We start from the raw sequence: 13,194 nt of genomic DNA on the forward strand, positions 1-13,194 counted from the left end.
GCATTAATCCACGTTGATACAATACACCCGGTTGCGGCCAAGTTTTTTGGCTTCATACAGTGCCACATCCGCACGAGCCATCAGTTCTCCTGGCGTTGTATCGCCGGGGTGGCTCTGGGTAATACCAATACTCAAAGTAATTTCAACCGGGTTTTCTTCAAATTTTCGACAGGCTGCACTGGCCTCGGAACGGATCCGTTCTGCTGTTTTAATGGCAGCGCTGGAATTGGTCTCAATCAGAATAGCCATAAACTCATCTCCCCCGTAGCGCGCTGCGTAATCGATCGTTCTAACTGATTTCAGCAATACAGATGCCAGCGTGATCAGGATCTTGTCCCCCATAATGTGCCCGAGCTTATCATTGATGTTTTTAAAATAATCCACATCAATCATCAACAGGCAAAAGGCACGATTGTTACGATGAAATCTGGCAAGTTGCTCGGTCAGGATGGTGTTAAGTTTTGTCCGGTTGTACAGCCCCGTTAGCCCATCCGTAATTGAAAGTGTTTGCAGAAGCTGATTTTGCTGCTGCATAGCCTGATTAACGGACATGATCTCCGTATGCTTGTTACGCAATGCATCAGTCATTTGATTGAAGATGGTGGTCAGCTGCCCGACTTCATCTTTTCGCTTGGCCGGCAGGTAGATATCCAGATTGCCTTCAGCAATTCCTCTTGCCGCGCTGATCAGCTGCTTTAACGGGGTAACAATGGAATGCCCCATGTACAGGGCGATCAGAGTGACGATGACCATTAATATTCCAACAAATTCGAGAAAGCGGTTGCGCAATTTCATCCATGCGGCCTGTATGGCGCTTTGATCCTGTTCCACCAAAGTGATTACCGGAATATTTTCTGATGTATGCAGCAGGCCAATTGCTTTCGGGTAAGCCAGCCCGTCATGAATTATCGATTCATCCTCGGCTTGCATGGATGTAAAATAATGCGGGTCCAGTGCTGCCAGATGATCAATTCCGGCAGCACTGCTGAGTAATACCCTGCCTTCCTGATCTAACAGGGTAATTTCACCTGTCGAAAATCTGTTGATTTCCAGCAGCTTTCTCTTGAACAGCCCCAGGTCCAATGTGGCTGCAATGGAGCCGATGAGCTGGCTGTCGTAAGACAGTACCGGGTAGACAACACTAAACGTCGCGGTATCGTAGAGAGTATTCCAATGCGGCGCAATGACGATCGTACCTCTGGTCAGAGAAACATGTGACCACTGTTCCGGGGATTCAATGACTTCCGGATTGCTGGCACTGCTTGCAACCATTTTTCGGGAATGATCAAAAACAGTCAGCTCCAGCACCTCATCCAGTTTGCCTTTTACAGAAATCAGGTAGCTTGTCATCACTGACTGAACCGGTTTTGCCGTGCTGCCTTTTTTATTGAGAGAAACCAGCCCTTCGATAACAGGATTGGAGGTCGACAGGGCGCGGATGGTAAGCATATTTTCATCCATCCAGAGATTCAGCTGGCGATTGATGTTATCGGCAAGGACCCGCAACTCACGTGTAACACTGTCAACAATCATTGCTTCATTCTGTTTAAATGACAGCAAACCAAGGCCGGCCGTGGGTAACAGCGTGGCAATCATGGCAAAGATCACAATTTTGCTTTTTATACTGTACAGAACGGGTCTCAAGATAGACTGAACCTTAAATGAGTGATTATTCCAACCTTACTCTTGGATCTGCCAACGTGTAGGAAATATCGGTCAATACCAGCCCGATGATATAAAGCAGTGATCCCAGGAATACCATAGCGCGCACTACTGCAAAATCCTGTGATTGAATCGCATCGATGGTATAGCTCCCCAGCCCCGGAATACCGAAGAATGATTCTGTAATCAGCCCGCCGAGAAAAAGCAGCGGAATTACAGCTACAGCACCGGTCAGTATGGGGATCAACGCATTTTTGAGCACATGTCTGAACAGGATCGCGCTTTCTGATAATCCTTTGGCCCGGGCAGTGCGGACATAATCTCTGGTGATCTCCTCCAGAAAGAGGGTGCGATACCAGCGTGTATTGGCTCCGGCACTGCTGATTACACCAATAACGATGGGAAGCAAGAGGAATCGGCCGATATCCAGCCCGCTGCCATACCCGGAAACAGGTACCAGATGCCATAGTTTACCCGCCAGAAACTGGCCTCCTATGATGTAGAACAAACTGGAAACGGACATGAGCATTACACACAGAATAACCCCCCAGAAATCGACATAAGTTGCACGAAAAAAAACCATCACCAGAGCAAAGGTAATGTAAGTCAGCAAACCGAGCAAAAACACGGGCAGCGCGATCGCCAGGCTTGGCCACATGCGCGACTGAATTTCGTAGGCAATATCACGGCCGTCATCAGCACGACCGAAATCGAAAACAAACATCGAAACTGATTTTTCAAAGAAGATGGTGTTGGTAAATTTTTCGAACCTGTGGGCGGTTTCGTTATAGAGCAGCGGTTTGTTATAGCCATGTTCCTCCTTCCATTTCCAGATGGCTTCTCCGGTAACATGCTTGGTGCCAAGGTGCATACGTGCCATGTCATCAGGTGTGTTGACCACAAAAAAAAGTACGAAAGTGATGAGATTAACGCCAGCGAGAATTGGAAGTGCATAGAGTATCCGGCGGATGATGTAATTCAGCATGGGTTTAAAATGGACCGGGCCGTCAGTTAAGTAATGCAGCAATACTCTGTTGCTGTTGTTTACGGCGATACATCAGCCATGCCGGTAACAGTACGACAATCAGCAACACCATTCCTGTACCAATTGGCCATAGTACGGGCTGATTCCACTCGCTGCGTTTCTGATCACGTAATTCCGGGTTAATCCGATAATATTTGAGCATGTTGTATGCCATTCGATTGGGTTTCACATTCTGATACCAGGCGTGATACAGCGCGAATTCTTTTGGATGATAACCCCACAGCCAGGGGGCATCTTCCCGCAGTATCGTAACCATTCGATCGATAATCTGCACGCGCTGCGGGCCATGCTCCATATTTTTCATCTGTTCGAACAGGTGGTTATATTCAGCATTGTCATAATTTGCCGCATTTTCGCCACTATCGGCCACTTTGCCCTGCGGGCCGTATAACAGAAACAGAAAATTTTCCGGATCCGGGTAATCTGCATTCCAGCCCCATTCAAAAATCTGGGCATTGCCCTTGCGAATTTTGTCCTGGAAACGGTTGTAGTCCGTACTGCGCACAACCAGCTGGATATTGAGTTTGTGAAACTGCTTGCGCATCCAGTCAAGGATAGATCGGTCATCGGCGCTGCGCGAGGTGACATCGTAGTACAACATAAGCGGCTTTCCGGTTTTACGGCTGATTCCTCCAGGGTAGCCTGCTTCAGCAAGCAATGCCTGCGCCTGTCTGATTGACTTGCGCTGCACTTCACCGTTTTGCCACGCATAGACGATTGGATTGATTCCCGTCTCGCCTTCGTGATAACCCTCAATTCCCGGGGGAATCGGCCCGTGTGCAGCAATACCGCGCCCGTTGGCAAATATGGACAGATATTCTTCGTAATTAACTGCAATGGAAATCGCCTGGCGCAGTTTACGTGCTGAAGCCTTTTCTGCTTCACTGCGGCCTCCCACGACCGGATCAAGCATATTGAAACCGATGTAATACGTCGATGGCGCAACAGCTGTTTCCAGCCGGATTCCCTGTGCTTCCATTTCGTCTGTAATGGTTGCTTCACCCTGTCCTGTTATTTGTACCGCCTGATCGAAACTGTCCGAACCAATGCTGGAGGCATCGTAATAGCCCTGCAAAAATTTGTTCCAGTAGGGGATGCTTTCCTTTTCCCGGCTGTACACAATTTTGTCAATGAATGGCAACGGCTTGCCGGCATCACGCAGCAACCCTTTGTTGATATCTTCCGGCATTCCGTCGTCAGGGTAGTACTCCCCCCGGAAGTTGGGGTTACGTTCCAGCACCATAATCCGGTTGGGATTATTTTCGGTCAGCATGTACGGGCCGGTCCCTACCGGATACCAGTCGAGTGTGAAATTTTTTTCAGCCATACCGGGTTGTGAAAAAAAATGATCCGCTTCCCAGGGAACCGGCGCAAAAAATGCCATAGTCAGCCAGTAGATAAATTGAGGATATTTACCTTTGATACGAATGTGGTAAGTGTAATCATCCACTCGTTCCACCCCGGCCAGAGGAAAATTGCGTAAATCCAGAAAACTGTTTTCGGGCTGTATTTCAGCTTGCCGTTTCAGGACATTAGCATATTCGCGCAATCCTGTAATGTAATCCGCCATCAGGCCAAATATTGGTGAATGCAACCCGGGATGAGCCAGCCGCTTGATCTGGTAGATAAAGTCGTCAGCTACCAGTTCCCGCGTACCGGTATGTTTAAAATCACTGATCTTATGGACAGGCTGCATATCCTGCGCGGTCAGTGCATGATAAAGCAGGCTCCTATTTTCGTTTCTGGCAAAGGCCGGGTGGGGCTGGTAGAAAATACCGGGTTTAATTGCGATTTTGTAAATGGAATAGGCAATATCGGCATCAGCCGCATCAGCAGGTAATTGTTTATCATTACTGTCAAAGTAGCTGACGGCTGGCAGGTTGCTGGCAGTTTGCGGGATCAGTGTCAATGGTCGTTTCAGAAAATGGTACTGCAGCGGTGGCTGATAAATCTGGGCAGTAAACTGGATTTCGTTTGAGCTGTATGATTGCACGGGATCAAGGTGTTTCGGGCGTTCAGCAAACGCACTGTAGAGGATGTTTTTTCCGGAGTCCGCAGCTGGATAAGGGTTGTTCCAGATCCCCGTGCAACCGGACAATATCGCATTCAGAAAAAACAGGCCGGTTGTCAGACTGATTGTCCGCCCCGGGCGAAAAACCCGCTTTATGATGGAACAGATCAGAGTCAAACAATCATATGCACGAACCGACTGTAACCAGATTTTTTTCATAAGTAATTAAAGATTTCAGATATCCCGGTTGCCACATAAAGAAAGAGGCTCGAAGCTGTATTGCAAATATGAGAAAATTGGCACTGTCGAAAGTCAGTTTGATACCCGGGCCTGAGCCGTTCAGCCGGATGCCCTTTAACCCGTACAACTACATTGAGTGAGCCATGATACCCCGTCCCATACCTGAACCCAGCCCCGATCTGTACACTGAGGAAGAAGTTTCAAAACTGGTGCACGAATTTTATGCCAAGGCGAGAAAAGATGCTGCATTAGGCCCCATCTTTGAAGAGCATGTAATTGACTGGGATGCGCATTTCGTGCAGATGATCAATTTCTGGTCTGCACAATTACGTGGCACCAGCCGTTTCCGTGGTGCTCCCATGCCTAAACACATCGCACTGCCGGAACTGGATGATTCACTTTTCAAACGCTGGTTGCAGCTTTTCCGGCAAACCACTCTTGAACTGGGTAATCCGACGCTGAAACTGCATGCGGATGCCGTTGCCGAATTTATTGCAGGTCGTCTCTGGATGGGTTACCAGATGAGTCATTTTCCACATCGTGAACCAGCCGTTCTTGATACCTCCGGAGTGTAAGGCAAGCGGCAAATTCAATTTGTCTGACTGGATAATGCCGGTTCTGATGGTATGCATATAACCCGGCGGCGGATAACGGACAGGGGAGAGCCTGTTGCACTGACCATAGGCAACTTTGACGGCGTGCATCTTGGTCACCAGGCAATGATTGCCCGGTTGAAACGGGCTGCCGGCCGTTTGGGAATTGCTGCATGTGTCATGACATTCGAGCCGCATCCGCGAGAACGGCTGATGCCAGGGCAGGCTCCAGCAAGGTTGACTGATCTGCGTGAAAAACTGGAGTTACTGGCCGCATACGGCGTAAGCCGGGCGCAGATCTGCCGCTTCGATCATGCTTTCGCAAAAATCAGTGCGGAATCGTTCGTTACGCGCATTTTGCAGCAGGAGATGAATGTTCGCTGGCTGTTGGTAGGAGAGGATTTTCGCTTTGGTGCTCAACGCACTGGTGATATTGCCCTGCTGCAAAAGATTTTTCCGGAATCAGGCGAAAGAGAACTGGAAATAATGCCTCCCGTTACCCTAGACGGGCAACGGGTTTCAAGTACCGCTGTGCGTAGCGCCTTGTTATCCGGTGATCTTGATCTGGCAACAGATCTGATGGGGCGCCCTTACAGTGTAAGCGGCCGAGTTGTGGACGGACTCAAACTGGGCAGAGAACTGGGTTTCCCAACTGCCAATATCCGACTGAAACAGCAACGCCTGCCATTAAACGGTATTTTTGCAGTGGAAGCCGGCTGGTGCAATGATTCCGGCCATACACGCAGAGCCAGAGGAGTGGCCAGCCTGGGTGTCCGGCCAACAGTTCTCAATGATGCACAACCTCTGCTGGAAGTACATTTGTTTGATTTTAACGAACAGATCTATGGGCAGCGTTTGCGTATTGATTTTTTACAGAAGCTCAGGGATGAAGAAAAATTTCCTGATATAGAAACACTCATAACACAGATAGAGCATGACATAGATTGCGCTAAAGCCTATTTTTCCCGTATGGATGCCGCCATGCACCAAACTGTCTGTCTGGATTGCTGAAATGACCATTGACTATAAAAAAACCCTGAATCTGCCTGATACACCTTTTCCCATGCGTGGGGATCTGGCTCGACGTGAACCTGCCATGCTCAAAGCCTGGCAGGAAAAAAAACTCTACCGGAAGATACGGACGGCCTGTCAGGGACGGCCAAAGTTTATCCTGCATGATGGCCCGCCTTATGCTAATGGTGATATCCATATCGGTCACGCTGTCAATAAAATTCTTAAAGATATTATTATTAAAAGCAAAACATTATCCGGTTTTGATGCCCCGTATGTGCCGGGCTGGGATTGCCATGGTTTGCCAATTGAACATCAGATTGAAAAAAAACATGGAAAACATTTGCCGGCCGATCAGGTGCGCCAGCTTTGCCGGGTTTTTGCACAAGAACAGGTAGATCGGCAGAAAGCCGACTTTATAAGGCTGGGTGTACTGGGGGACTGGGATAATCCCTACCTCACAATGAATTATGCAACTGAGGCTGGCATTATTCGTGCACTGGGGAAGATTTACCGCAATGGCTACCTTTATCAGGGGCAAAAGCCGGTCAACTGGTGTATTGATTGCGGTTCGGCACTGGCGGAAGCCGAGGTGGAATATGAAAACAAGCATTCACCTGCGATTGATGTCGGATTTGAGATTGTCACCGGAGAGAATGGCAACCTTCCGCTTGCAGAAATCCCGGCAATGGAAGTTCCTGCCGGTACCCGTATTTTTGCTGTGATCTGGACAACCACACCATGGACACTTCCGGCCAACCAGGCGGTTTGCGTACATCCTGATTTTGAATATAGTCTGGTCGATACTTCACGTGGCTGGCTGCTTCTGGCTTCCGGACTGGTGGAAAGCTGTCTTGCCCGTTTTCAGCTTGAAGGGCGGGTGGTGGCAACCTGCCAGGGCCATTCTCTGGAAGGGTTGACCCTGCGCCATCCTTTTGCTGATCGCAGCGTCAGGATAATCAGCGGAAAGCATGTCACACTGGAGGCGGGTACCGGCCTGGTTCATACCGCACCGGCACACGGGCTGGATGACTATTTTGTCGGCCAGCAGTATGGTTTGCCAAGCGACAGCCCGGTTAAAGGAGATGGAAAATTTTCAGAACAGACGCCACTGGTGGGAGGAATGTTTGTCTGGAAGGCTAACAGCGTTGTGATTGAAACCTTGCAGGCGAACGGGAACTTGCTGCATGCAGAAACCATCGAGCATAGTTACCCCCATTGCTGGCGACACAAAACTCCGATTATATTTCGTGCAACACCACAATGGTTTATCGGGATGCAGCGACAGGCTGCCACTGAATCACAATCTGCCGGTGAATCATTGCGCGATCTTGCACGCAGCGCGGTAGAAAATACACACTTTTACCCTGCCTGGGGCAGGGCACGGCTGGAAGCCATGATCGGCAACAGGCCCGACTGGTGTATTTCACGCCAGCGCAACTGGGGTGTTCCAATGACCTTTTTTATCCACAGAGAAACCCATGCACTGCATCCACACACCCCTGCACTGCTGGAAAAAGTAGCTGATCTGGTCGAGCAACAGGGGATTGAAGCATGGTTCAGTCTGGATGCGGCTGAGCTGCTGGGTGAAGAAGCCCGGTACTATCAAAAGCTGACAGATACGCTGGATGTCTGGTTCGATTCCGGCACCACTCATGAAACCGTATTGAAACAGAATCCGCAGCTGAAACATCCGGCTGATCTTTATCTGGAGGGTTCTGACCAGCATCGGGGCTGGTTCCAGTCCTCATTGCTGACAGGGTGCGCAATCGACGGTTATGCTCCTTATGCTGCCTTGCTTACACACGGTTTCGTAGTGGACGGGCAGGGCTACAAAATGAGTAAATCAAAGGGTAATGTTATCGCTCCTCAGAAAATTGCTGATACGCTTGGCGCTGACATCTTGCGCTTATGGGTTGCTTCTACCGACTACTCTGGAGAACTCTCCATTTCTGATGAAATTCTCAAGCGTACAGTTGAAACCTATCGCCGCATCCGTAATACCCTGCGTTTCCTGCTGGCTAACCTGGCTGATTTCGATCCGGCTGCAGACACATTGCCACCAGCTGAATGGGTAGAAATTGACCGTTATATGCTTGTCTATACAGCAGCGCTGCAGAATGAACTGCTCGGGCTGTATGAACGGTATGAATTTCATCAGATCGTTACCCGGCTGCACCATTTTTGTTCTGAAGATTTGGGTGGGTTCTACCTGGACATTCTCAAGGATCGCCTTTATACCTCATCAACGAATGGTAAAGCACGGCATTCCGCACAGAATGCGCTTTACCATATTGCACACAGTCTGGTACGCCTGTTTGCTCCCGTATTAAGCTTCACTTCTGAAGAAGTCTGGCAGGCACTGGGTAAATCGGCAGAAGACAGTATATTTTTGCAAACCTGGCATCGTTTTTCGGAACAGCCGGAAATGTTATCCGGTACCCAACCCCTGATGCAGCGCTGGCAACGGTTGCGTGAACTGCGTGCCAGAGTGTTAAAACAGCTTGAGGATGCGCGTATTCAGGGCACGATTGGCTCATCACTGGCTGCTGTTGTTGAAATTCATGCGACAGGTGAAGATTTTGCCCTGCTCAATTCACTGGGTGACGATCTTCGGTTTGTGCTGATCACATCAGAAGTGTATTTGACACGGGCAGACAATGCCGCTGAGGAAAGCATCCGGGTGACAGCCAGCACGTATGTAAAATGTGAACGCTGCTGGCATTATCGGCAGGATGTGGGGGCAGTACCTGAGCATTCCTCACTGTGTGGCCGTTGTGTAAACAATCTTGCAGGCCCCGGCGAGCATCGCCGTTTTGCCTGATTAACAGACCCATTGCTGAAAAAATATATAAAAGCAAACAATGAAACTTTATTACAGTCTGATTCTGGCAGTGGTCGTCCTGGCGCTGGATTTACTCTCCAAACGCTGGATTGAATTTAATCTGGCTTATGACCAGCAGATAGTAATTACCGATTTTTTCAATCTTGTACTTGCCTACAATGCAGGTGCGGCTTTCAGTTTCCTGAGTGATGCTTCTGGCTGGCAGCGCTGGTTTTTAAGCGCAATTGCTGCCCTTGTATCCTCCCTGATTATCTATCTGTTGTATAAAAACACATCAAACCGATTGTTCTGCTTTGCACTGAGCCTTATTCTGGGAGGGGCACTGGGTAATCTCTGGGATCGTATTATGCTCGGACATGTTGTTGATTTTCTGGATTTTCATTTGAGAGGCTATCACTGGCCGGCATTTAATCTTGCGGATTCGGCCATTTTTTGCGGAGCATTTCTGCTGATTCTGGACAGCATCCGGAACGGGCGAAAAGATTCTGTTCAGGGAGGGTAAGTACATTTTTACTCTGCACTGCGACACGTTGCTTCCTGTTGCATCGAAATTAAAACAGGGAATCGGAGTAACAACAGGGGCAGATAATGCCGGATAAAGATAGCCAGATCAGAATAGATGGTGCCATCGCGCGAAAAACACCTTATGGCATGCTGCGGGAACCCACATTCTCAGGCATGCTTTCTTTTATGCGCTGTAATTTCCGCAAAGATCTGACCGGTGCCGATCTGGTTATCAGTGGTGTTCCGCTGGATCTGGCAGTCTCTTACCGTTCCGGTGCACGTTTTGGCCCGCTGGGAATACGACAGGCTTCAGCTGAAATTGCTTCACTTAAACCTTATCCATGGGGGTTTGATCCATTCGAACACCTTGCCGTGATCGATTCTGGCGATTGTTTTCTCGACGTGCATAACCCGCTGACGATCCATGGTGCGATTGTTAATCACGCACGGCATATTCTGGCCTCTGGCACACGTATGCTGACACTCGGCGGTGATCACTCGATCTCTTATCCGCTGCTGCAGGCGCATGTGGAAAAGACAGGTGCTCCGCTGTCACTGATTCACTTTGATGCGCATTGTGATACCTGGTCTGATGATTCGCCTGCTTCACTGAATCATGGCTCCATGTTTTACAAAGCGGTACGGGACGGCCTGATTGATATCAAACATTCAGTCCAGGTTGGCATCCGCACCTGGAATGATGATTTTATGGGAATCAGTATTCTGGATGCCAGCTGGGTGCACCGGCAGGGCACAGATGCTGCAGTTGCAGAAATCGAGCGCATTGTTGGCACTCGACCGGCTTATCTCACTTTTGATATTGATTGCCTTGATCCTGCCTACGCCCCCGGTACCGGCACACCGGTTTGCGGAGGGTTATCTACAGCACAGGCGCTGGCAATTATTCGTGGTCTTACCGCAATCAACCTGGCTGGAATGGATATTGTAGAGGTATCCCCGCCTTACGATCACAGCCAGATAACCGCACTGGCTGCAGCACATATTGCCTGTGATCTGATTTGTCTGCTGGCCAAACGTAAAGCCGAGGGACTGCTATAGGCTCTGTTTGAATCTGTGAGCAGATTCGCGTATTCCGTATAAACAGTCAGTGGAATCAGAATTTATAGCCGCGGTGGAGTGCAACAACACCTGCGGAAAGATTGAAATATTCGACCCGTTCAAAACCAGCCTGCTCCATAAGCTGTTTCAGTTCTTCCTGCGAGGGATGCATGCGAATGGATTCTGCCAGGTAACGATAACTGGCATCATCGCGGGTAATGATTTTCCCCATGAGTGGCAGTGCCTTAAAGGAGTAAGTGTCGTACAACGGTTGCAAGGGTTTCCATACTTTGGAAAATTCCAGCACAATCAGCGAGCCGCCCGGGGATAACACGCGCCACATTTCCCGCAGAGCGCCATCTTTATGTGTCATATTCCTTAATCCAAAGGCGACACAAACCCGATCGAAATAGTTATCCGGAAACGGTAATTTTTCCGCATCACATTGTGCAACCGGCACACTTTTGCCCTCGTTCAGCATACGATCACGACCGATCGACAGCATGGAATTATTAATATCGGTCAGCCAGACTTCTCCCGTATTACCTGTTTTTTCCCGGAACAGTGCGGTTAAATCAGCAGTGCCACCAGCAATATCAAGCACCTTATCCCCAATCTTAGTACCGCTGACATCAATTGCAAACCGTTTCCACAAGCGGTGCAACCCCATGGACATGAGATCATTCATCAGGTTGTAGCGAGCTGCCACAGAATGAAAAACTTCTGCAACCTTGCGGGCCTTTTCTGTTTCCGAAACGGTTGTAAAACCAAAGTGTGTAGTATTCATTATCCTGGTGCTATTTTTTAATTGGGTAACCGGTGTCTGCCAAACAAGGTTATATGACAGGGTTATTTTGCTTCGCGGCTGCCACCGGCAGCGTGCAGCCGCTGCAGATAATTCTGCCACATGGTCTCCTGGTTCAGACCATAACTGTAAAGCAGATCCCAAGAGTATAAACCGGTATTGTGTCCGTCAGAAAAATCCAGTCTGACCGCATAGCGGCCAACCGGCTCAATATGGGTAATAGCCACATTCTTCTTTCCGGTTTGCAAGACTTCCTGCCCCGGTTCATGGCCGCGAACTTCTGCAGAAGGGGAATATACGCGCAAAAATTCACAGGTAAACCCAAACACTTTGCCATCGCTGAAGACTACATTCAATACCCCGGATTTACGATGCAGCTTCAGTTCTGTCGGGATGGGAGATTGTGGATTAAGCCCTGCCATGAATGCCACCTTACAGATGCAAGAAAATTGTGCCTCAGAAAAACTGTTGATATCGCTTTACGGTAGTGCTTCTTCTTGTGATTTGCGCTCAAGTTTGATCAGATCTTCACGCTTGACACCCAGCAACAGAAGTATCGGGCTGGCAATCATGATGGAAGAATAAATACCAAATAAAATACCGATAGTGAGTGCCAATGCAAAGTTATGTAATGCCACCCCACCAAACAGAAGCATGGAAACCACCACCAGCTGTGTACATCCGTGAGTAATCACGGTACGTGACATGGTTTCGGTAATGGCATTGTTGATCACTCTTGTTACATCTGCCTTGCGCAGCTTGCGAAAATTTTCCCGAACCCGGTCAGAGATAACTACAGATTCGTTGACTGAATAGCCCAGGATAGCCAGCACAGCAGCCAGCACAGTCAAATCGAACTCCCACTGGAAAAAAGAGAAACAACCCAGGATAACCAGTACGTCATGCAGGTTGGCGATGATACAGGAAACGCCAAATTTCCATTCAAATCGTAAAGCCAGGTAGGCAACGATGCCCATGGAAACAAACAGCATTGCCAGCAGGCCATTTTCCAGCAATTCATCTCCAACCTGAGGCCCCACAAATTCCACCCGTTTCATCTCAACTGAAGGATCATCTTTTTTAAGTGCGGTCATGACAGCTTCGGACAGATTGCCTCCGGTGTGCTCTACCTTGGCCGGCAGCCTGATCATGACATCCCGGGAGGTACCAAAATTCTGCACGATTGCATCAGGCATCCCGATATCGGCAAGCACTTTACGGGTTTTATCAAGATCAGCAGGGTGCTGATAGCTGATTTCCATCACAGTGCCGCCCGTAAAATCTACCGCAAGATTCAGTCCCTTGGTTGCGAGAGAATAAATTGCCAGAATAGAGATGATCAGGGAAAAAGTCATTGATAACTTTCCCCAGCGGGTAAAGGGAATATCGCGTTCGAATCTGAAAAAATCCATGGTTATC

At 48.9% G+C, this 13,194-nt stretch carries 11 protein-coding genes; 5 read left to right on the forward strand and 6 right to left on the reverse strand.

What is annotated here, in order from left to right; translation table 11 throughout:
* Positions 1-3: 3 nt before the first annotated feature.
* From IT527_RS00390 to IT527_RS00400, 3 genes are read right to left on the reverse strand one after another with little or no spacing between them, the layout of a single operon-like run.
* Entirely contained in the window at positions 4-1,644 is a 1,641-nt protein-coding gene (locus tag IT527_RS00390) for a diguanylate cyclase (RefSeq protein WP_292965007.1), read from the reverse strand.
* Between the two features lie 25 nt (positions 1,645-1,669).
* On the reverse strand, positions 1,670-2,647 hold the full coding sequence (locus tag IT527_RS00395) for an ABC transporter permease (protein ID WP_292965010.1): 978 nt from the start codon (positions 2,645-2,647) through the stop codon (positions 1,670-1,672).
* Between the two features lie 22 nt (positions 2,648-2,669).
* Positions 2,670-4,838, reverse strand: a complete 2,169-nt coding sequence (locus IT527_RS00400; protein ID WP_292965257.1) for an ABC transporter substrate-binding protein — start codon at positions 4,836-4,838, stop codon at positions 2,670-2,672.
* Positions 4,839-5,101: 263 nt separating this feature from the next.
* Here IT527_RS00400 and IT527_RS00405 point away from each other — a divergent pair, with 263 nt between their 5' ends.
* The 5 genes from IT527_RS00405 (at position 5,102) to speB (ending at position 10,970) form a co-directional block, all read left to right on the forward strand.
* Complete coding sequence (locus IT527_RS00405; RefSeq protein ID WP_292965013.1) at positions 5,102-5,533, forward strand: group III truncated hemoglobin; 432 nt, start codon at positions 5,102-5,104, stop codon at positions 5,531-5,533.
* 51 nt (positions 5,534-5,584) lie between these two features.
* Positions 5,585-6,562, forward strand: coding sequence for a bifunctional riboflavin kinase/FAD synthetase (locus tag IT527_RS00410; RefSeq protein ID WP_292965016.1), 978 nt, complete (start codon positions 5,585-5,587; stop codon positions 6,560-6,562).
* 1 nt (position 6,563) lies between these two features.
* Positions 6,564-9,386, forward strand: coding sequence for an isoleucine--tRNA ligase (gene ileS / locus IT527_RS00415; protein WP_292965019.1), 2,823 nt, complete (start codon positions 6,564-6,566; stop codon positions 9,384-9,386).
* 40 nt (positions 9,387-9,426) lie between these two features.
* Positions 9,427-9,909, forward strand: a complete 483-nt coding sequence (gene lspA, locus IT527_RS00420; RefSeq protein ID WP_292965022.1) for a signal peptidase II — start codon at positions 9,427-9,429, stop codon at positions 9,907-9,909.
* A gap of 86 nt (positions 9,910-9,995) precedes the next feature.
* Positions 9,996-10,970, forward strand: a complete 975-nt coding sequence (gene speB, locus IT527_RS00425) for an agmatinase (protein ID WP_292965024.1) — start codon at positions 9,996-9,998, stop codon at positions 10,968-10,970.
* 55 nt (positions 10,971-11,025) lie between these two features.
* On the opposite strand, the gene ubiE is transcribed toward speB, so the two are convergent.
* The 3 genes from ubiE to secF are packed head-to-tail and all read right to left on the reverse strand — an operon-like array spanning position 11,026 to position 13,187.
* Entirely contained in the window at positions 11,026-11,760 is a 735-nt protein-coding gene (gene ubiE / locus IT527_RS00430) for a bifunctional demethylmenaquinone methyltransferase/2-methoxy-6-polyprenyl-1,4-benzoquinol methylase UbiE (protein ID WP_292965258.1), read from the reverse strand.
* 59 nt (positions 11,761-11,819) lie between these two features.
* Positions 11,820-12,197 carry a DUF971 domain-containing protein gene (locus tag IT527_RS00435; RefSeq protein ID WP_292965027.1) on the reverse strand — a complete coding sequence of 126 codons (378 nt, stop codon included), beginning with the start codon at positions 12,195-12,197 and terminating at the stop codon, positions 11,820-11,822.
* 57 nt (positions 12,198-12,254) lie between these two features.
* Positions 12,255-13,187: a protein translocase subunit SecF gene (gene secF / locus IT527_RS00440; protein WP_292965030.1), complete on the reverse strand. Its 933-nt coding sequence runs from the start codon at positions 13,185-13,187 to the stop codon at positions 12,255-12,257.
* Between the last annotated feature and the right edge of the window lie 7 nt (positions 13,188-13,194).

The organism is Nitrosomonas sp. (assembly GCF_020852615.1).
In the GTDB taxonomy this organism is placed as follows: Bacteria; Pseudomonadota; Gammaproteobacteria; order Burkholderiales; family Nitrosomonadaceae; genus Nitrosomonas.

Excerpts from the sequence above, each read along its gene's own strand:
- ileS (WP_292965019.1), top strand. The coding sequence starts at position 6,564 with ATGACCATTGACTATAAAAAAACCCTGAATCTGCCTGATACACCTTTT.
- speB (WP_292965024.1), top strand. The coding sequence starts at position 9,996 with ATGCCGGATAAAGATAGCCAGATCAGAATAGATGGTGCCATCGCGCGA.
- secF (WP_292965030.1), bottom strand. The coding sequence starts at position 13,187 with ATGGATTTTTTCAGATTCGAACGCGATATTCCCTTTACCCGCTGGGGA.
- IT527_RS00405 (WP_292965013.1), top strand. The coding sequence starts at position 5,102 with ATGATACCCCGTCCCATACCTGAACCCAGCCCCGATCTGTACACTGAG.
- IT527_RS00435 (WP_292965027.1), bottom strand. The coding sequence starts at position 12,197 with ATGGCAGGGCTTAATCCACAATCTCCCATCCCGACAGAACTGAAGCTG.
- IT527_RS00410 (WP_292965016.1), top strand. The coding sequence starts at position 5,585 with ATGCATATAACCCGGCGGCGGATAACGGACAGGGGAGAGCCTGTTGCA.
- IT527_RS00395 (WP_292965010.1), bottom strand. The coding sequence starts at position 2,647 with ATGCTGAATTACATCATCCGCCGGATACTCTATGCACTTCCAATTCTC.
- lspA (WP_292965022.1), top strand. The coding sequence starts at position 9,427 with ATGAAACTTTATTACAGTCTGATTCTGGCAGTGGTCGTCCTGGCGCTG.